Origin of the sequence: Mesorhizobium sp. M0923 (assembly GCF_040319365.1) — a bacterium.
Classification (GTDB): Bacteria; Pseudomonadota; Alphaproteobacteria; order Rhizobiales; family Rhizobiaceae; genus Mesorhizobium.
In genome coordinates, this window is record NZ_JAMYNW010000003.1 from 171,339 (window position 1) to 190,686 (window position 19,348).

Consider the following 19,348-nt stretch of genomic DNA (forward strand, 5'->3'; position numbering starts at 1 on the left):
TCGGCCGAGCTCTGTCATCACATTGTATGATTATGGACGACCAATCCTTAGAAAATTGTTGTCTTGTGTGTTTTGCGTCACGCTAATGTGTTGATTTTCAAGTTTCGAGCCCTTGTTGCGGCAGCAGCATCAGAAACGTCAACCTCAAACCTCATCTGGATCCTTTGGTTTGTGACAGTGTGGCCTTGAACCCGAATCCGCATCGCGCTGCTTCAGACAGAGATAGGCTCAGGTCCGTCGCACCCGCCGATTTGACTGGCTGTCATGCGACGCAGTGTACTCGCTGGGAACGAGCCATATGCGCGCTCTCCGTGCAATGCACCCGGACGAACTTGGCTGGGAAACAGTCCCGGCAACGAATTCATCACCTTAAAGAAAAGAATGCACTTCTAAATTGTCTCTACGCTACTTAGCATCTGGCGCAACCAGCCGTTGAGCGCTATTGCTGCACTGGGACATATCATGAACCGCCATAGGGAGAAAACGCATGCTCATCCATCGACTTGCCACTTTGACGGGCCTTGCCGTCGCGACCTTATTCCTGGCGGCGCCTGCCAATGCGCTGACCATGGCCGAGTGCAGCACCAAGTATAACGCGGCCAAGGATGCGGGAACGCTTGGCGGGCAGAACTGGAACCAGTTCCGCAAGGCCCAATGCGGCACCGATGCCACCGCCGCTACGACCGATCCCGCCCCAGCCAAAGCCACGGCCAAGGCCGCCGACACCACCAAGGCAGCCGCCGGCGACGATGCGGCGCCTGGGCTGACGGCGAAGGAGTGCAGCACCAAGTACCAGGCGGCAAAAGCCGCCGGCACGCTGAACGGCATGAAGTGGAACGATTTCCGCAAGACCCAGTGCGCCGCCGACGCGACGGCAGCCGCACAACCCGCCGCCACGACCAAGGCTGCGGCAGCCACCGCCGACGACGCTGCGCCGGGCCTGACGGCCAAGGAATGCAGCACCAAATACCAGGCCGCCAAGGCTGCCGGCACGCTCAACGGCATGAAATGGAACGATTTCCGCAAGAGTGAATGCGCCGCCGGCGCAACTGCAGCGGCACAACCTGCCGCGGCACCTGCCAAGGCGACGACAGCTGCCGCGACCGATACCGGCAAAGGCCTCAGCATGGCTGATTGCAGCGCCAAATATCAGGCCGCCAAGTCCGGCAATACTTTGAACGGCATGAAGTGGAACGACTTCCGCAAGAGCCAATGCGGCGCCGGCGCAGCCGACGACGACGACACCCTGCCGGCTCCCGATGCGAAGTACACCGGCGATCCGCAAGCGCCGACCATCACCGCCCCCCAGGGCGTGAAATTCCCGACGGCGATCTCCAAGAAATACGCTACCGAGACCCCGGCCAAGGGCCGCATGCACACCTGCCTCGACCTGTATTACGCCAACAAGGACGCCAACACGCTGGGCGGCCTCAGGTGGATCCAGAAGGGCGGCGGCTTCTACAGCCTCTGCAACGCCAAGCTGAAGAGCTGACCAGCGCCATCATCCGACGACATGAGCCCGCGAGCCGCAAGGTTCGCGGGCTTTTTTGTTGCTGCATGCTGCCGCGCGTTCCGAAGAGGCGGCATCCGCGCGCAGTCGGCCGCCGCTCTAGCGATCTCCCCCCTCGTGGGGGAGATGTCCGGCAGGACCCGGCAGGACAGAGAGGGGCGCTGTCCCGCCGACATCGATGGTCGGCAGCACGCGCCACGTTTGGTCGAAGGAGCCTGAAACAAAAAACCCGCCTCGGCGGGCGGGTCGTTGGAGCCAATTGGCACCATACGCAAATTAGTAGCATAGCTGCCGGCACAAAGCAAGAACAAAATGTGGCGCCGTCGGCAAAAAACTGCGAATTTCCTTCACCGGCGCGCCTTGTCGATCTTCCCGAAGTCGTCAACGAGGACGATAGAAGGCCGCGTTCCTTCGCGCCCCTCTCTGTCCTGCCGGACATCTCCCCCGCGAGGGGGGAGATTGGCCGTCATCGTCACTTTCGCCAATTTCCAGCGATGCAGGAAGGGTCGCATTCCCCAAAGAAAAACGCCGCGGTCAGAGCCGCGGCGTTTCGAAGTCGATCTCTCCTGGGCCGGAGCCTAGCTTGACGGCTGGGGTTCCATACCGCCTTCGGGCTCGGGGCCCTTCTTGCGGCGGCCGGACTTCGGCACGGCCGAGCCGCGGCTCGGCGGTGTGTCGTCGCCGAGGTCGCGTGCGGGCTTATTGCCGGCGATCAGCTGCTTGATCTCCTCGCCGGACAGCGTCTCGTATTCGAGCAGGCCTTGCGCCAGCGCGATCCATTCCTTCTTCTTCTTGGTCAGGATGGACCTTGCCGTCGAATAGGCCTCGTCGATCAGCCGGCGCACTTCGGCGTCGATGATCTGCGCCGTCTCTTCCGAGATATTCTGCGTGCGCGCCACCGAATGGCCGAGGAACACCTCCTCCTGGTTGTCGCCATAGGCGACATGGCCGAGCTTGTCGGAGAAGCCCCAGCGCGTCACCATGGCGCGCGCCAGCTTGGTCGCCTGCTCGATATCGGAAGAGGCGCCTGAGGTGATGTTCTCCTTGCCGAACTTGAACTCCTCGGCGACACGGCCGCCCATCATGATGGCGAGGCGCGAGATCATGTATTTGTAGCTCATCGAATAGCGGTCGCCTTCCGGCAGCTGCATGACCATGCCGAGTGCCCGGCCGCGCGGGATGATGGTCGCCTTGTGCAGCGGATCGGCCGACGGCACATTGAGCGCCAGGATGGCGTGGCCGGCCTCGTGATAGGCTGTCAGCTCCTTCTCAGCCTGCGTCATCGCCGACGAGCGGCGCTCGGCGCCCATCATGATCTTGTCCTTGGCGTCCTCGAATTCGGCCATGGTGACGAGGCGTTTGTTGCGCCGCGCCGCCATCAGGGCGGACTCGTTGACCAGGTTCATCAGGTCGGCGCCGGAAAAGCCCGGCGTGCCGCGTGCGATCACCTTGAGGTCGACATTGGGCGCCAGCGGCACGTTGCGCACATGCACCTTCAGGATCTTCTCGCGGCCGACGATGTCGGGATTCGGCACCACCACCTGGCGATCGAAGCGGCCCGGCCTGAGCAGCGCCGGATCGAGCACGTCGGGCCGGTTGGTGGCGGCGATCAGGATGATGCTTTCGTTGGATTCGAAGCCATCCATCTCGACCAGCAGCTGGTTCAGCGTCTGCTCGCGCTCGTCATTGCCGCCGCCGAGGCCGGCACCGCGATGGCGGCCGACGGCGTCGATTTCGTCGATGAAGATGATGCAAGGGGCGTTCTTCTTGGCCTGGTCGAACATGTCGCGGACGCGGCTTGCGCCGACGCCGACGAACATCTCGACGAAGTCCGAGCCGGAAATGGTGAAGAACGGCACGTTGGCTTCACCGGCGACCGAGCGGGCGAGCAGCGTCTTGCCGGTTCCGGGAGGACCGACGAGCAGCACGCCGCGCGGGATCTTGCCGCCGAGCCGCTGGAATTTCTGCGGGTCGCGCAGGAACTCGACGATCTCTTCTAGATCTTCCTTGGCTTCGTCGACGCCGGCGACGTCCTGGAAGGTGACGCGGCCATGCGCTTCGGTCAACAGCTTCGCCTTCGACTTGCCGAAGCCCATGGCGCGGCCGGAACCGGACTGCATCTGGCGCATGAAGAATATCCAGACGCCGAGGATGAGGATCATCGGCAGCCAGGAGATCAGGGTGCCGAACAGCGAATTGGAGCCGTCGGATTCAGGACGCGCATTAATGGTGACGTTCTTGTCCTGCAACCGCGAAACCAGCGACGGGTCCCCAGGCGAATAGGTCTGGAAGCCGTTGGAGCTGTCCGTGTAGTTGCCGGAGATACGGGCGCCGGCGATGGTCACCGACTTGATCCGTCCCGCCGCGACCTCCTGTAGGAACTGCGAATAGGGGACATCGCTCGAGGCTCCACGCGTCTGCGGCGTCTGGAAAAGATTGAAGAGAGCGATGAGCAGGACCGCTATGATCGCCCAGAGCGCGAGGTTGCGATAATTTGGATTCATCAATTGTCCCGTTGGCGCCCGCTGGGCGGACGCACGTCGTGAGAGGAAACTTGGCCCTAACATAGGGAGAGCGTCTCCCCTTGCCAAGCATAACAGCAGGTCTCGGTTAAGCTTTCGCCCGTGGTAGGCCGGCACTGTGGCCGCCGAATGGCGCGGCTGGAACCGGCGCCGCGCCAAGCAACGCGGCGACGGCATCGGCCGGCGCCAGATCGAAGGACGGCAGGAAACGGGCGAAGGGCGCGACTGCCGGATATGCGGCGACCGCCGCCGGCATCGGGCTTTCCTCAGGCAAACCCGGGCCTTGCCCAGGCAGACCAAGGCACTCGCCATCCCGCCATAGCGCTGGTTCGGCGGCCAAGGCGGCACGCACAAGGCTTGCCGGCGTGCCATGCCCGGCAATTGCCCGCTTTGCGGCAAGAGCCACCCCGAGCGGGGCAACCAACAGCGGCGCGATCAACAATGCACCTGAACTGTCGCTCAATGTGATCCGTCTGCGGCCGTCCCAAAGGGCATTGTCGGAAACCGCAACAGCGGGCGGCAGATCGCGCAACTCACGATGCAGAAAGATGCCGGTACGCCGGGCATCGACCACGCTCCGCGACAATGTGGCACAAAGCGGCCCGGCCCGGAGCCGGCCGAAAAGGGCTTCGCCGCGGGCCTGGTCGGGAAGGAAGGCGGTACCGCCGGTCGCCGCCAGCAGGATGCGCAGCGCATAAATAGCCGCCCGGCGGTCGGCGACCGTCGCAAAATCCTGATCGAGGCGGACGAGGCCGGCGGCCGGCCTGGAGGCCAAGCCGCGGATCAGCATGGCCGCGCGCTGTCCTAACTGCTCACGCTCGACCGCCGCCTTTCTGGCCAGCGCCATCGTTTCAGCCATGCGAAGCGCATCGTCGCCTTCAACAAGTGCTGCGCGGACGCGCGGGCGCTCGAAAGCAGTGTCGGCATTGGTCGGGTCCTCGACCCAAGCGACCTGTTCGCGCCGGAGGAATTCGCGCAGCGCCGCACGCCGCACGCCGAGCAGCGGCCGCACGATCCAGTACCGCCAGTCGTAGAGGGTTGCCGGCGCCATGCCGGCAAGGCCCCGCGGCCTCTCCTCACTTGGCACCTCGTCACGCGCTTGCCGCATCAGCACGGTCTCGGCCTGGTCGTCGGCGGTGTGGCCGGTCAGGATCAGCCCGACGCCTGCCGCTTCGGCGGCCTCGGCGAGCAGCCGGTATCGGGCTTCGCGCGCGGCGGCGGGCAGGCCGGTCGCTGGTTTGTGCCCCGACCAGACGACGATGCGATGGGCAATGCCGCGCGCCGCGCACAGCCTGGCCACGGCTTGCGCTTCCGCTGCCGCTTGCGGCCGCAATTGGTGATCGATCGTCACCGCCAGCAATTTCGTTGCCGGTGCGGTACGGTCGAGATGGGCTTTGAGGAGGAGGAGAAGGGCGGTCGAGTCGCTGCCGCCGGACACGGCCACAACAGCGCCGTTGGAAAAGTCGATCCGCGAAAAATCCGAAAGATCAGGCTCGGTGTCGAGCGTCATGCATGTCGCCCAAAAGTGGGCCCGGTTTTGGGGCAACGACGTGCAACAGAAAAACTAGCACGCCGCGAGTGCCCTTTCCTGCTTGACCCGCTCCTTGAGCGCGCCGGAAATATCGGGGTAGCGCTTGCCGATCTCGCTGAAGGTGGCACAGGCCACGTCGCGCTGCTTCAGCCCGACCAGTGAGACGCCGAGCTTCAGCAGCATGTCTGGCGCTTTCTTGGCCTTGGGATAGTCCTTGCTGGCTGCGAGGAAAGTCTCGGCCGCATCGCGGTATTTCTGCTGGCCGAGCAGCGATTCACCGAGCCAGTAATGCGCGTCCGCCGCTTTGGCGTCCCGGGGAAACCGAGCGATATGGTCGCGGAAGCCCTGTTCGGCGGTGCTGTAGTCGCCCGACAGGATGAACTGGTAAGAGTTGCGGTAAAGCTCCTCCGGGTCGTTGGTCGAGGGGAGTGCCGCGACCACCGTATCGTCGGATTTGCCGGCCTTGTTGCCGGCTGCGTTGGCGCCGTTGGCTGGGGCCGTATTCTGCTCCGGCGCGTTCGCCTGCGCATTGCCATCGGCTTCGACGACATTGCCGTTTTTGTCGACGGTGATGGTGCCGAACGTCTTGGGCGGCGCGCCGGGGATCAGCTTGCCGGGATCGCCGTTGGGCGATTCGACGATGACGTCCTCGACGCTCTTGTCGCCGGCTGGCGGCGTGTCGGCAGCGGCCGGAGCCTGCGTTGCAGGCGCCTCCGCCACGTTACTGTCGCCGTTGGGGTTGTCGCTGTTGGGCGCCGCCTCGGACTTCTTCTGCTCGGCCGGCTGCTGCGCGCCTTGCGGACCGCCTTCCAACTGCTGGAAGCGGAATTCGTTGTCTTCCTGCTGCTTGCGGATCTGCTCCTGCATCTGCAGGACCTGGAAGTTGAGTTCCTCGATCTTGCCGTTCATCTGCCGGAGCTGTTCCTCCAGCGCCGGAGTGCCGGTGCCATCCTGTTGCGCGAGTTGAACCTGATCCGGCTTTTTCTTTTCACCGAAAATGCCGGGCAGTTTGATCGTCGGCAGATGGAAGGAAAAGCCGCTTTCCGATGACTGCTCGGTGCCGCTTGCCCCGTCAGCAAGTGCCGCGATACTTGATACGAGCAGCAGCGCAAGCGTGCCGCTCAAGACCGATCTGAAATGCATGTGCCTCTCGCCGTGAAACCGTTGTTGCGCGCCTCTCACTCGAAGTAGACCAGCCAACTGGGACTAGCCAGACGCTCTCGGCTCTTAACAGGACGTGAGACTTCGGCCAAATTTTGTTTGGAGCGGGCAGATATGAAAAAGGCGGCCCTTTGGCCGCCTTTCGCACCAAGTGTTGCATTTATGCCGATCAGGAGCCGGCGCCGCCCAGGGTGGTTACGGCGCGGCGGTTCTGCGACCAGCAGGAGATGTCGTCGCAAACCGCGACCGGACGCTCCTTGCCATAGGAAATGGTCTTCAGGCGCTGCGCCGAAACGCCCTTCGCGACCAGGAAGTCGCGGGTGGCGGCAGCACGGCGGGCGCCGAGCGCCAGATTGTATTCGCGCGTGCCGCGCTCGTCGGCATGGCCTTCGATGACGATGGCATACTGCTTGTACTGGTTCAGCCACTGTGCCTGGCGCGCCAGCGTCGTCTGCGCATCGGCGCGGATCGACGACGAATCGGTGTCGAAGAAGATGCGGTCGCCGATGTTGACGGTAAAGTCCTGGGCTGACCCGGGCGTTGCCGCACCAGCGCCGTTGAGGCCGAGATCGGCGGCGCTGTTTGGCGTCTTCTTCGAGGCGCAACCGGTGATCGCGAGCATCGCGACCAGCGCGATCATGACCGGGTTTGTGGTAAGTGCTGCGATACGGCCCATGCCGCCTCTCCTTCGCAATTCGAGTGATTTCATTGATCGTCCAGTAACCACGTTTGGGTTAACCGGCGCTCAAGAAACACGGTTAAAATTTGGTTTCGGCTGCCGTCCACAACCGTTCTGCCGAGGGCTACTCAAGGGCGACAATGAGCGCGGACCGTAGGCGGAAATGCGGCCAAAACATGAAAAAGAGGGAATTGAAGAATTGAAGAGTTGAGGAATTGAGGAAAGAGATCACCTCAGCTTCTCTCTGAGATTGACCAGCATTCCGTAGATGCGGGCATAGGATTGCAACCAGTCGTCGCGTTGCACCTGTGTGATATACTCGAGGTCGAACGCATACGAAATCCACGTCTCCACTTCACTGCATGACCCTATGGCCATCGAAATGAAGCGTGCGAATTCGGGCTTGGAGCGGGTCTGTTTGGCAAAACCCTCAGCCAAATTGGCGCAGATCGCCTTGCTGGAACGACGTAGTTGATCGGCGAGCGCGTATTGCTCCATTTTCGGAAAAGCAAGCGTGGCTCTGTGTACCCCAAGGGAAACCGCATAGGCGCGCTTATAGACTTCCAAATCCCTCGCGTGCTCGATGTAGGCCCCTGGCTTCTCCATTCTTCAGTTCTTCAACTCGTCAGTTCGTCAATTCCTCAGTTCCTCTATTCGAGCAGCGGCGACCAAGCCGGATCCGAGGCGAAGTTCGCCGTCGGGATCGACTGTTCGTTGCGGCCGGTGAGATCGACCGAAACAAGTTTTGGTCCACCATTGGAATCGCGGAAGAACATCAGCACCCGGCCGTTGGGCGCCCAGGTCGGCCCTTCCTGCTGAAAGCCGGTGGACAGGATGCGCTCACCCGAACCGTCGGTGCGCATGACGCCGATCTGGAATTCGCCGCCGGTCTGCTTGGTGAAGGCGATGAGATCGCCGCGCGGCGACCACACCGGCGTCGAATAGACGCCGTCGCCGAACGAGATGCGGGTCTGGCCCGAGCCGTCGGCGCCCATCACATAGATCTGCGCGCGGCCGCCGCGGTCCGACGTGAACACCACCTTGCTGCCGTCAGGCGAGTAGGATGGCGAGGTATCGATGGCGGTCGAATTGGTGAGCCTGGTCGTCGAGCGGCTTCTCAGGTCCATGGCGAAGATGTTGGAATTTCCGTCGTCGCGCAGAAGGCTCATTATTACCTTCTGGCCATCCGGCGAAAAGCGCGGCGCAAACGTCATGCCGGGGAAATTGCCGACCAGCTCGCGCTGCCCCGTCTCGATCTGCAGCAGGTACACCCGCGGCTGACCGCTCTCGTAGGACATATAGGTGATTTCCTGCCGGTTCGGCGAGAAGCGCGGCGTCAGCACGATCGACTTGCCGTTCGAGAGATAGCGGACGTTGGCGCCGTCCTGGTCCATGATGGCAAGCCGCTTCTTACGCGCATTCTTGGCGCCGGACTCGTCGATGAAGACGACGCGGGTGTCGAAATAGCCCTTCTCGCCGGTCAGCCGTTCGTAGATGGCGTCGGCGATGATGTGGGCGACGCGCCTGGTATTGGCGTCGTTGGCGAAGAACTGTTCGCCCGACATCTGCTGGCCGGCAAAGGTGTCCCACAGCCGGTACTGGGCGCGGACACGGCCGTCAGCCTCCTTGCCGACACTGCCGGTGACCAGCGCCTGCGCATTGATCACCTTCCAGTCCTCGAAGCGCGGCGTGGCATCCGGGTTCGAGATCTTTTCGATGAAAGCGCTTTTGTCGATCGGCGCGAACAGGCCGGAGCGTTTCAGGTCGGCACTGACGATGCCGGAAATCTCGGCGCCGAGTGCATCGCCACCCTGGAAATCGGTGATGGCGATCGGCAACGGCTCGACATTACCCTTGTTGACGTTGAGCTCAACGAGCGCCCGCGCCGGCAAGGTGGCGGCGGCAGTCATGCCCAGCGCCATCGCTACGATCATCAGGAGCGGCTTGAGGATGGATTTCATGTCTTCTCGCTTCTCTTCGCTGATTCTGTGGGAGCCGGGCCTAAAGGCCGAGCATCTCCCTGGGGTCGAAAGTGACCCGAACGTCGGACCAGATGTCTTGCTTGCCCGCCGGAACCTGCAGGCCGGCCATGTCGCATTTCTGAACCGCGCGCACTGCACTTTCGTCAAACGGGCGGTTTCCGCTCGATTTTTCGACAGTAGGCCGGCCATCCAGCTTGCCGGAGGCGTCCAGGTTGAACTGGATCACAGCCACGAAATTCTCCGAACCCTCGAGCCCTACCGGCAGGGTCCAGCAATTACTAAGCTGGGCCTCCAATGCCCCCTGCTCCGATTTCGAAAGCTTCTGGCCCTGATCCTTGTCGCCGCCGAGCGATGCTTGCTGGGTCGAGCGCTTGGCGCCGCCGCCGGACGGCTTCCGCTTGTCGAGCAGAGCCGAAATCTCGTCGGCGTTGAACTGCTTGTCTTCAGATTTCGGCCTGGACGAGGCTTCCTGGACCGGCTTGTCGGCATCCTTGCGCTCGGGCGCCTTGGCGCTTTCGGCCTGGGCCGGCTGCGGCTTCGGCCGAGCCTCGGGTGCTGGCGCCGAGTCCGGAAGCTGCGCCTCCTCGGTTGGCGGTTGCTTGGCAATCGCCTCGGCGACGGCATCCGGCTTGACCTCGGGCTGCGGATCGATCGCGGCAGTCTTGTCCTGCGGCGGTGTGGGCGTCGGCTCCTTGGCCGGCGTCGGCTTGGGCTCGGTCTGCTTGACAGGTTCGGGCTTGACCTCTTCCTTCGGCTGCGGCACCGGCGCCACCTCCGTAGCGGGAATTGGCTTCGGCTCTTCCTTCGGCTTCGGCACGTCCTCGGGCTTGGGCTTTTCGACTGGCGTCGGCGCGGGTGGCGGAGCCGCCGTCATGTCGACTGGCTGGGGCTTGGGCTCAGGTGTCGGGGGCTTGTCGGTGTCGACGCTGTTATCGCCGACTTTCTGGGCGTCGGGAACGATGTCGGGACGCTGTGTCGGCAGCGGCGCCGGCTTTTCGTGCATCACGGCTTTCTTGTCGCCCTGCAAAACCTGCGAGACGGCCTCCATCGGCACAATGTCCACTGCGACCGACTCGACATCGGACGACGGAAGCGCAGCCGGCGCCGACAGGGTGAACAGCCCAAAGGCGATCGCCACCGTATGCAAAATCACCGATGTGGTGAGGCCGGTCCTCATCTCGCGTTTATTGATCCTGTTTCGGCAGTGTAATCAGGCCGAGGTTCTTGTAGCCTGCGTCCTGGATGAGACCCATCACCACCATCGCGTCGCCATAATTGGTGGTCTTGTCGCCCTTGACGTAAATGCGCTCTTCGTAGCCGGTCTTAGAAATCGCCTTCAGCTTGGCGATCAGCTCCTCCTGCGGGATTTCGGTCTCCTGCACGAAGATCTTGCCTGTGCCGTCGATCGTAATCGTAATCGGCTGGGTATCGGCGTTCATCGCCTTGGCCTTCGTCTCCGGCAGGGTGACCGGCACGCCGACCGTCAACATGGGTGCGGCGACCATGAAGATGATCAGCAGCACCAGCATCACGTCGACCATCGGCGTGACATTGATTTCCGATATCATCGCGTGATGGCGGCCGCGCCGCCTGTGGCCTCGACCACCGCGCCCTCCGCCACCCGCGCCTACAGACATTCCCATGATCGTTCCTCAAGCCTTCTGCGCGACTTTTTCATCGATTTGGCGCGAGAGTATGGCGGAGAACTCATCCGCGAACCCTTCCATGCGCACCGCGATCTTGCTCGCGTCGGACGACAGCTTGTTGTAGGCGATGACGGCCGGGATTGCGGCGAGCAGGCCGATGGCCGTCGCCAGCAGCGCTTCGGCGATGCCGGGCGCGACCACCGATAGGCTGGTGTTCTTCGAGGCGGCGATCGCCTGGAACGAGGTCATGATGCCGATAACCGTGCCAAACAGGCCGATGAAGGGCGCCGCCGAGCCGGTGGTGGCGAGAAAGCCGAGCCGCCCTTCAAGCTTTTCCATCTCGCGGGTCAGCGCCAGATCCATCGCTTTGTCGATGCGGGTCTGCAGGCCGAGTGGCGATTTCGCGCCTTTCTCGAAGCTCTTCTTCCATTCGCGCATGGCGGCGACGAAGATCGCGCTCATGCCGGTCGTCTTGCGGTCGGCGAGCGTGCGGTAAAGCTCTTCCAGCGACTGCCCCGACCAGAACACCTGTTCGAAGCGGTTGAGCGCCAGCCGCATGCGGGCATAGGCGACGAGCTTGTCGACGATGATCGCCCAGGTCCAGATCGAGGCACCAAGCAGCCCGATCATGACCAGCTTGACCACCCAACCGGCCTGCATGAACAAGGCCCAAATCGATAAATGCGCGCCCGGTTCGGCGAGAGCGATGTTTTCCATGTTACGTCCTTAAAGATTTTCCGGGCGTGGCTGGCGGCTGGCCCATGGGCATCCCTTGTGGTCCGTTCGCGTTAGGCTTGCGGAATAACCCCAAATGCACCGTTGGCGGCCTTTTCGGGGCAAATATTGGTGAAAGGAAGGCGCTTGGATTCTCCCAATCTTAACCAATCCCTTCATGGACCGTTATGGTTAAGGATGGGTTAGGACGTACAGCGCGGCGCATTGCCGCGCCCTGATAGGCCGCCTCGCGATTCTGGCCTGGACCGGGAGCTCCGGGATCGTCCGCCTCTGAACCTTTATTTGCGCGTTCTGGGCATGAAGGCTGCGATCCAGTCCTTGGGAAAGCGCCGCGGCCGCCCGTTCTCGCCGACGATCGCCGCTTCGACACGCGCCTCGACCAGCACTTCGCTGCCGCGCTTCAATTGCTGCGCCATGACGATGCGGGCGCCGGAAATCTCGTCGGTGCGCGTATCGATGGTCAGGATGTCATCCATGCGGGCCGAACCGCGGAAATCGATCTCCATGCGCCGCACCACCCAGACTATTTTCTCGCCATGCTTGCCGTCGGCAAGCTCGGTGTGGTGGACGCCGGCCAGCCGCAGATAGTCGGAACGGCCGCGCTCGAAGAATTCGAGATAGCGCGCGTGGTAGACGACGCCGGAAAAATCGGTGTCTGCATAATAGACCCGCGCCATCAGTCGATGGCCGAATTCCGTCAGCGCGCCGGAAAGCCCGGCGGACAATGCCGATTCACCGTGATCGTCCATTGCGCTGTCCTTTTGGCCCGACAGGCCCTGTTTCAAGCAACACCTGTTTTGCGCATAGACCGGCGATGATCAAGACCTGGAGGGCTGGGCCGGGGAACTGCCAGCACCGAAGCCATAAGCAGCGGAACTTAGGGTTCTTCCTGGAACAGGCTGATCTGCTGCTGCGCCAGGTCCTTTGGCGCGTCGAGGCCGAGATGCCGCCAGGCATTGGCCGCCAGCACGCGGCCGCGCGGGGTACGCATGATGAAGCCTTGCTGGATCAGAAAGGGTTCGATGATGTCCTCGATGGCATCGCGTGGCTCGGAAAGCCCGGCCGCGATGGTCTCGATGCCGACCGGCCCGCCGCCGAAATTCCGGGCGATCATCGACAGATAACGGCGGTCGAGCGCGTCGAGGCCGAGCCCGTCGACCTCCAGCCGCGTCAGCGCCTCGTCGGCGATCTTGCGGTCGACATGGCCGTCGCCGGCAACGCTGGCGAAGTCGCGCACCCGGCGCAACAGCCGGCCGGCGATGCGCGGCGTGCCGCGCGCCCTCCGGGCGATCTCCAAGGCACCGTCGTCGCCGAGCGGCATGGCAAGGATGCGGGCGCCACGCCGCACGATCTGCTCGAGTTCCTCGACCGAGTAGAAATTGAGCCGCACCGGAATGCCGAAGCGGTCGCGCAGCGGGTTGGTCAACAGGCCGAGCCGGGTGGTGGCGGCGACAAGCGTGAAGCGGGCCAGGTCGATCTTGATCGAGCGCGCCGCCGGCCCCTCGCCGATGATCAGGTCGAGCTGGAAATCCTCCATCGCCGGATAGAGGATTTCCTCGACCGCCGGGTTGAGCCGGTGGATCTCGTCGATGAACAGCACGTCGCGGTCTTCGAGGTTGGTGAGCAGCGCCGCGAGATCGCCGGCCTTGGCGATAACCGGACCCGAGGTCGAGCGGAAATTGACGCCGAGCTCGCGCGCCATGATCTGCGCCAGCGTCGTTTTGCCGAGGCCGGGCGGGCCGACGAACAGCACATGGTCGAGCGCTTCGCTGCGGCCCTTGGCGGCCTCGATGAACACTTTGAGATTGGCTCGCACCGCCGCCTGGCCGACGAAGTCGCCGAGCGTCTGCGGCCGCAAGGTCTGCTCGGCGTCCTCGCCGCGTCTGTCGGGAGCAATGAGGCGTGGCGAAAGGCTCATGCGCATACCGCTCGAAGGAAAAAGTTCGTATCGACACGGATTAACGTCACCCGGCACCCTCTCGTTCGGCGTCTTGCTGCTCGCCAACAACCTGGCGGCCCACTGCATCCCTTACCACCGCGTCGATCTGTTCCAGCGTAGCGGGCCCGTTAGGTGGATCACCCAGAAATCCAGCGAGGTCGGCAAATTCGAGATTGCGCGGCGTTCCTATCAGGAGACCATCCACGACCGTCCAGGCAACAGTATCGCCTGACTTGAGCGACAACTCGTTCCGGACTTTCTTTGGAATCGTAAGCTGCCCCCTGGAGGTCAAGCCCGCATATCCGACCATGCTCTTGTTCCTAGTCGGAATTTATTTGTCGGGCAACATCTCACCGTGCCAGCTCCTTCAGCCCGAAGCGGATCAGCTTCGACGCGTCCGCTTCCTCGCCGGCCGTCTTCAACGCCGCCGCCACTGCGTTGGCGGCAGTGTCGCGAGAATAGCCGAGATTGACCAGCGCCGAGACTGCGTCGGTGATCGGCGCCGAAGCAACGCCTTCGCCGAGCTCCTGCTTCAGGCCGATGGTGCCGGAGGCAGCACCTGCATAGGCCGGCGCCTTGTTCTTCAACTCGGTGACGATGCGCTCCGCCACCTTCTTGCCGACGCCCGGCGCGCGGCTGACCATGGCGATATCGCGCAACGCAATCGCATTGGCGAGGTCGGCCGGCGCCAGCGTCGACAGGATTGCCAGCGCCACCTTGGCGCCGACGCCCTGCACATTGTTCATCAACAACCGGAACCATTCGCGCTCCAGCACCGACTGGAACCCATAGAGCCGCAGCATATCCTCGCGCACATAGGTCTCGATGAACAATATCACCGCCTCGCCGGGCGGCGGCAATGCGGCAAGCGTGCGCGCCGAGCAATAGGCGACATAGCCGACGCCATGCACGTCGACGATGCAGAAATCCTCGTCGATCTCGTCCAGCGTGCCTTTTAGCTTGCCGATCATTTGAGCTTGCCGATCATGCCGGGTGGGTTTCCGGAGAGATGATATCGAGGTCCGGGAAATAGCTGCGATAGCGCGCGGCATCGCGCGTCAGCAGGCGATGCCCAGCGACAACCGCATGGGCTCCAATAAAGAAATCCGGCAGCGTTCGTTCGCGGAGGCCGCCGGCGCGGCGATAGCGGGAGTGCGTGACACCAGCAAGGAAGGCCGCTTCCCACGGCAGGAATTCGCGATCCATCTTGAGCATGTCGACTGCTTGGCGAAGGGCCTGTTCGGTCGCGATCAACGGCGCGAGTTCGGACCAGACGATTGCATTGATTACGAGTGCGCCGTCGCGCCGGCATGCGGTAATTGCTGATGCCGACCATTTCGTCTCCCGTCCGGCAGGACCCCAAACGTCGATCAGGACGTTTGTGTCAATCAATGTCGAGGTCTTCACGCGGGCCCCTCAGCCATTCCACATATTCGTCCGCCGTCATGCCCCCCAGATCCAGCGTACCAGCCATACGGCCGAGCATCTGGCTGAATCTGCGCGAGGCTTCCTCCTTCGACATGTTTTCGTCGACCGCAATGACACGAGCACCGTCCTCGGTGGGGACGAACTCCACCTCCGAGCCCGGGCCGATACCCAGATGATCCCGTATTTCCTTCGGGATGGTCACTTGGCCCTTGGTGGTAACGCGCATGGTAATACCTCGTTGGTATTACTTATTGTTCACTGGAGAACAAGTCAAGAACAAACTTATTCGGCCAGCATCGCCATCCTGTAGGCGATGCTCTGCCTGTGATGCGCGTGACAGATGGCGATGGCCAGCGCATCGGCGGCGTCGTCGGTGTCGAAAGTCGCCTTCGGCATCAGCACCTTGACCATCATATGGATCTGCTTCTTGTCGCCATGGCCGACACCGATCACCGCCTTCTTGACGGCGTTGGGCGCATATTCGGCAACGGCAAGGCCGGCGCGCGCCGGCACCAGCATGGCGATGCCGCGTGCCTGGCCGAGTTTCAGCGTCGCCGCGGCATCCTTGTTGACGAAGGTCTGCTCCACCGCCGCCTCGTGCGGCATCGTGGCATGCAGGATCTCGGCAAGCCCGTCATGCAATTGGCAAAGACGCACCGCCAGCGCCGCCTTGTCGTCGGACCGTACTGTGCCGGAAGCGACGAAGCGCAGCGAATTGCCAAGGCTTTCGACGATGCCCCAGCCGGTGCGCCTAAGCCCCGGATCGATGCCGATGATGCGAATCGCTTCCCCCATCCGCCAAGTCTACCTTCGGCGGGCAGCGATGCCAGCGAAATGTGAACAAACCAGAAACGGGGCTCGTGATGTCCACAAAGCCTCTGAGACCGTTTCGAAAGGTCGCTCCGGCGAGTCATATGGTGGTGGTTTCGAGAACCGGAGCGCAGCGGACATTTGGGTCCGTGAGCCCACGCGTGATCCCGAGGGGATCATGCGCAATCAAAGTGCTGCAGCGTCCTTTGCGCGTCCAAAAGGACGCGGCGCTGCAGGTAAGCGGAGAAAACGCCGCCAGATGGCCGCTGGAGTAGAGTTTCCAAACGGTCTCTCAGCCGCGGGCGAAAGCCGTGTTGAGCAACGTGATCTGGTCGGAGACCGGATTGAGGCGACGGCTCGACTGAGGCACCTCGGCGAGGCCGCCATAGATCTCCTCGTCCATGCGGCGCACCAGCGCCTGCAGGCGCAGCGAGCGGTTGACGAGGTCGACGAAATCCGTCGGCAGCTCGGCCCAGCCGGGCGCCTCGTCATGCGCGGAGGCGGTGTCGAGACGCACCTTGGATTTTTCGGAAGCCACCTGATCGCGGGTCATCTCGCCGGAATTCGCCGCCCGCTGCAAAAGCAGCCACGAGGCGACCTGCATCAGCCTGGTGGTCAGCCGCATCGACTCGGCCGCATAAAGCGTCGCCGCCAGCCTCGACAGCTTCTTGGCCTCGGCGCGGCCCTTGCCGTCGAGATATTCGGCCGCCTGCTCGACCAAGCCCATGCCTTCCTGATAGAGCGGCTTGAAGGATTGGGAGAAAACCCGGCGCTCCGCCAGCTTGATGGTGTTCGCGCTCGCCTTCGAAGGCTCGTTCATCGCTGCGCCCCTGCACTTGCCTGACAGCCGGCCGATTCGGCTCTTGGCCGCCATATCCGGCAGCCTAAACGACTGAAGCTTGAAAATGCGCTTCGCTGCCGGCGAAGGCAAGCACATGTTTAACAAACGGTTAACGGCCGCATTTGGCCCAAGGGGCTCCATGCCGGCGAACAAAAAAAGAGCCGCGGATAAGGCGGCTCTCAGGAGTTTAACAGGGAGGCGTCAAACAAAGTGGCTCCAACCACTCGGTAAGAATCCAGATCACTGGATGGACATAGTAAACGCCTGTAAAGCTTAACAAAGCCTTAACGCAGGGCATATTTTTCGATCAAGCGCCCAGCATCTGTGCCGTAACAGCACAGATGGCCGGCTAAGCCGCCGCTCTCACCACCGGCTGGAAAGTGGGGGCGACGCGCTTGCGCCACGGTTCCTCCAGATCGTGACCGACATACCGAAACAGATCCGCTCGCCGCGCGACATCGTTCCGAAACAGGCGCCGCGCTAAACGCCCGCTCCTCGCAACGAGGCGGAGCAAAATTGCGCTCCGGCAATCATCAAAATTTCTCAAGGAGCGAACAATGGACTGGTACTCGGCCGTTAAATTTCTGCACATCGTCTCGGCGATCCTCTGGGTCGGCGGCGGCTTCACCCTGATGCTGCTTGCGGTACGCGCCGACCGCGCTGGAAACGTCGAAGGCATGTTGCAGGCGATGCGCGCCACTGGCGAGCTCGGTAACCGGTTCTTCGCGCCGATGTCGATGCTGACATTGCTCTTCGGCCTCATCATGTGCGGCTTCTGGGTCGGCTTTTCCGATTTGTGGGTGCTGATCGGCCTTGCCGGTTATGCGACGACCTTCTGCATCGGCATGTTCGTCTTCAAGCCGACTGCCGACCGCATGGCAGGCATGATCGCCAAGGATGGCGTGACGCCGGCGGTGCTTGCCCAGGGCCAGCGCGTCCTCAATGCCGCGCGCTTCGACTATTCGGTGATGCTGATGATCATCGCGGACATGGTGCTGAAGCCGACACTGCACGACATCACCATTCTTGGCTGCCTGGCGTTCGTGCTGGCAACCGGCGCTGCTCTCGCGCTTGGCAGGACGCGGCCGCTGCTGCCGAGTGCCGCCTGAGGTTTAAGGAATCCGGCGGCGGCCGCCTGGGGCCGCCGTCTTACAGAAGGCCGGCGATGCCGTCCCACAGAAGCTTGACCGCGACGACCGCCACGGTCGCATAGGTGAAGGGATAGAACAGCTCCGGCCGCATCCGCCGCACCAGCCAGGCGCCGGCGATTGTCGACAGCGGCGCCAGCGGCATCAGCACCGCCGACGCGGTCAAATTGGTGGTGTCGAACTGGCCGAGCGCGAAATAGGGGATGAGCTTCAGTGCATTGGTGACGGCGAAGAAGATCGCCGCGGTGCCGGACAGCACCTTCGGATCCAGCCTGATCGGCAACGCATAGACCTGAAAAGGCGGGCCGCCGACATGGGCGACGAAGCTGGTGAACCCGGCAACGGTACCCCAGAAGCCGGCGGCAACGCGGTTGGGCTCCGCCGCGTGGCCGGCACCGTGGCGGAGTTGCAAATAGAGCCAGCGCAGCACGAAGATCAGGGCGACCGCGCCGACGATCAGCCGGACCATCTCTTCGGTTACAAGTGCCGCCGTCAGCCAGCCAAGGGCAATGCCGATCACGGCACCCGGCATCATGTCGGCCAGCATCTTGCGGTCGAAGATACCCCACCATGTCCACACCGAGACAATGTCCATCAGGCACAGAATTGGCAGAAGAATTGCGGCAGCCTGAACCGGCGACATGGTCAGCGCCATCAATGGCACGCCGACAAAGCCGACGGCGCCGCCGAAGCCGCCTTTCGACAGGCCGACGAGGATGACGGCCGGCATGGCCGCGGCATAGAACCAGGGATCGATGAGCAGGCCTGACATGGGGAAAGGAGGCTGGAGGGAAAGTTGAACTCTGGAATAGACCAGAAATGGCCAGACCGCGACCGCAAATACGTGGGCCACGCCACCGGAGCCCGTCACATATTTGGCATGTCGAGCGGCGGCGGGCGTCTCCGGATCGGCTGCGCCTTGATGATGGCGGTGCTGGTTTCGGCCTTGTCGGCGATGCGGTCGAGAATCCCGTCGAGCTCGCCGATCGAGCGGACGAACAGCCGGGCGACGAAGCAGTCATCGCCCGTCACCTTGTCGCATTCGCCGAATTCCGGGATTTCCTCGATCAGCTTCTGGACGATGTGCAGCTTACCGGGCAACGGCCGGATGCGAACGATCGCCTGCAAGGCGTAGCCGAGCGCCTGCGGATCGATGTCGATGGTGAATGCGCGAATGACGCCGCGATCCTCAAGCCGCCGAAGCCGCTCCGAAACGCTTGGCGACGACAACCCGACCTGCAGCGCCAGTTCCTTCAGCGAGGTCCGTGAATCCCTGACCAGGATATCGAGGAGCTTTCTATCGAGCTCGTCCAGCATTTTACAATTCCAAGAAAAAGCCGATGTTTACCTAATTAAATTAGGTTCGTTCTGCATATCACCAGCTACAAGTCATGGAAAGGCCCATATCTGCCGTGG

The 19,348-nt window shown here is 62.7% G+C and carries 21 protein-coding genes and 1 pseudogene; 3 read left to right on the plus strand and 19 right to left on the minus strand.

Annotation, left to right across the window (positions count from 1 at the left end; all coding sequences use genetic code 11):
- Positions 1-826 precede the first annotated feature (826 nt).
- On the plus strand, positions 827-1,492 hold the full coding sequence (locus tag NKH89_RS06870; RefSeq protein WP_502896311.1) for a hypothetical protein: 666 nt from the start codon (positions 827-829) through the stop codon (positions 1,490-1,492).
- Between the two features lie 596 nt (positions 1,493-2,088).
- Here NKH89_RS06870 and ftsH read toward each other — a convergent pair.
- The 11 genes from ftsH to ruvB all read right to left on the minus strand — a co-directional run bounded on the left by ftsH (position 2,089) and on the right by ruvB (position 13,684).
- Positions 2,089-4,014 carry an ATP-dependent zinc metalloprotease FtsH gene (gene ftsH / locus NKH89_RS06875; protein ID WP_023677989.1) on the minus strand — a complete coding sequence of 642 codons (1,926 nt, stop codon included), beginning with the start codon at positions 4,012-4,014 and terminating at the stop codon, positions 2,089-2,091.
- 106 nt (positions 4,015-4,120) lie between these two features.
- Positions 4,121-5,542 (minus strand): tRNA lysidine(34) synthetase TilS, encoded by a 1,422-nt coding sequence (tilS, locus tag NKH89_RS06880; RefSeq protein ID WP_352494162.1) that lies wholly within the window; start codon positions 5,540-5,542, stop codon positions 4,121-4,123.
- 54 nt (positions 5,543-5,596) lie between these two features.
- Positions 5,597-6,706 (minus strand): tol-pal system protein YbgF, encoded by a 1,110-nt coding sequence (ybgF, locus tag NKH89_RS06885; protein ID WP_023719604.1) that lies wholly within the window; start codon positions 6,704-6,706, stop codon positions 5,597-5,599.
- Positions 6,707-6,893: 187 nt separating this feature from the next.
- Positions 6,894-7,400 (minus strand): peptidoglycan-associated lipoprotein Pal, encoded by a 507-nt coding sequence (gene pal / locus NKH89_RS06890; protein ID WP_352480915.1) that lies wholly within the window; start codon positions 7,398-7,400, stop codon positions 6,894-6,896.
- A gap of 231 nt (positions 7,401-7,631) precedes the next feature.
- Positions 7,632-8,009: a four helix bundle protein gene (locus tag NKH89_RS06895; protein ID WP_352480916.1), complete on the minus strand. Its 378-nt coding sequence runs from the start codon at positions 8,007-8,009 to the stop codon at positions 7,632-7,634.
- A gap of 44 nt (positions 8,010-8,053) precedes the next feature.
- On the minus strand, positions 8,054-9,337 hold the full coding sequence (gene tolB, locus NKH89_RS06900; protein WP_502895839.1) for a Tol-Pal system beta propeller repeat protein TolB: 1,284 nt from the start codon (positions 9,335-9,337) through the stop codon (positions 8,054-8,056).
- Positions 9,338-9,404: 67 nt separating this feature from the next.
- On the minus strand, positions 9,405-10,562 hold the full coding sequence (gene tolA / locus NKH89_RS06905) for a cell envelope integrity protein TolA (protein WP_352908526.1): 1,158 nt from the start codon (positions 10,560-10,562) through the stop codon (positions 9,405-9,407).
- Positions 10,563-10,569: 7 nt separating this feature from the next.
- A complete protein-coding gene (gene tolR, locus NKH89_RS06910) occupies positions 10,570-11,028 on the minus strand; it encodes a protein TolR (protein WP_023677996.1) in 459 nt (152 codons plus the stop codon).
- 9 nt (positions 11,029-11,037) lie between these two features.
- A complete protein-coding gene (gene tolQ / locus NKH89_RS06915) occupies positions 11,038-11,748 on the minus strand; it encodes a protein TolQ (protein WP_023677997.1) in 711 nt (236 codons plus the stop codon).
- A gap of 296 nt (positions 11,749-12,044) precedes the next feature.
- Positions 12,045-12,515, minus strand: coding sequence for a tol-pal system-associated acyl-CoA thioesterase (gene ybgC / locus NKH89_RS06920; RefSeq protein ID WP_023677998.1), 471 nt, complete (start codon positions 12,513-12,515; stop codon positions 12,045-12,047).
- Positions 12,516-12,643: 128 nt separating this feature from the next.
- The gene (gene ruvB, locus NKH89_RS06925; RefSeq protein ID WP_352480920.1) at positions 12,644-13,684 is read right to left on the minus strand and encodes a Holliday junction branch migration DNA helicase RuvB; all 1,041 of its coding nucleotides are present in this window, start codon (positions 13,682-13,684) and stop codon (positions 12,644-12,646) included.
- Here ruvB and NKH89_RS35780 point away from each other — a divergent pair.
- Positions 13,683-13,937: a hypothetical protein gene (locus NKH89_RS35780; RefSeq protein WP_348633225.1), complete on the plus strand. Its 255-nt coding sequence runs from the start codon at positions 13,683-13,685 to the stop codon at positions 13,935-13,937. The two genes, ruvB and NKH89_RS35780, sit on opposite strands and share 2 nt — an antisense overlap.
- 3 nt (positions 13,938-13,940) lie before the next feature.
- Here NKH89_RS35780 and NKH89_RS35785 read toward each other — a convergent pair.
- From NKH89_RS35785 to rcdA, 6 genes and pseudogenes are all read right to left on the minus strand, one after another.
- A pseudogene (locus NKH89_RS35785) lies at positions 13,941-14,015 on the minus strand (AbrB/MazE/SpoVT family DNA-binding domain-containing protein); the annotation flags it as partial.
- Between the two features lie 40 nt (positions 14,016-14,055).
- The gene (ruvA, locus tag NKH89_RS06935; RefSeq protein WP_023719613.1) at positions 14,056-14,676 is read right to left on the minus strand and encodes a Holliday junction branch migration protein RuvA; all 621 of its coding nucleotides are present in this window, start codon (positions 14,674-14,676) and stop codon (positions 14,056-14,058) included.
- Between the two features lie 13 nt (positions 14,677-14,689).
- Positions 14,690-15,112, minus strand: coding sequence for a type II toxin-antitoxin system VapC family toxin (locus NKH89_RS06940; RefSeq protein WP_023719614.1), 423 nt, complete (start codon positions 15,110-15,112; stop codon positions 14,690-14,692).
- A complete protein-coding gene (locus tag NKH89_RS06945; RefSeq protein WP_023719615.1) occupies positions 15,090-15,359 on the minus strand; it encodes an AbrB/MazE/SpoVT family DNA-binding domain-containing protein in 270 nt (89 codons plus the stop codon). Before NKH89_RS06945 ends, NKH89_RS06940 begins: the two co-directional genes overlap by 23 nt.
- 56 nt (positions 15,360-15,415) lie before the next feature.
- Positions 15,416-15,928 (minus strand): crossover junction endodeoxyribonuclease RuvC, encoded by a 513-nt coding sequence (gene ruvC / locus NKH89_RS06950; RefSeq protein ID WP_352480921.1) that lies wholly within the window; start codon positions 15,926-15,928, stop codon positions 15,416-15,418.
- A gap of 307 nt (positions 15,929-16,235) precedes the next feature.
- Entirely contained in the window at positions 16,236-16,763 is a 528-nt protein-coding gene (gene rcdA / locus NKH89_RS06955; protein WP_023719617.1) for a protease adaptor protein RcdA, read from the minus strand.
- 578 nt (positions 16,764-17,341) lie between these two features.
- Between rcdA and NKH89_RS06960 the strand changes: the two genes are divergently transcribed.
- The gene (locus NKH89_RS06960; RefSeq protein ID WP_352908527.1) at positions 17,342-17,893 is read left to right on the plus strand and encodes a DUF2269 family protein; all 552 of its coding nucleotides are present in this window, start codon (positions 17,342-17,344) and stop codon (positions 17,891-17,893) included.
- Positions 17,894-17,933: 40 nt separating this feature from the next.
- Here NKH89_RS06960 and NKH89_RS06965 read toward each other — a convergent pair whose 3' ends face one another.
- The gene (locus NKH89_RS06965) at positions 17,934-18,704 is read right to left on the minus strand and encodes a sulfite exporter TauE/SafE family protein (protein ID WP_352908528.1); all 771 of its coding nucleotides are present in this window, start codon (positions 18,702-18,704) and stop codon (positions 17,934-17,936) included.
- 95 nt (positions 18,705-18,799) lie between these two features.
- Complete coding sequence (locus NKH89_RS06970; RefSeq protein WP_023719620.1) at positions 18,800-19,249, minus strand: Lrp/AsnC family transcriptional regulator; 450 nt, start codon at positions 19,247-19,249, stop codon at positions 18,800-18,802.
- Positions 19,250-19,348: the final 99 nt, after the last annotated feature.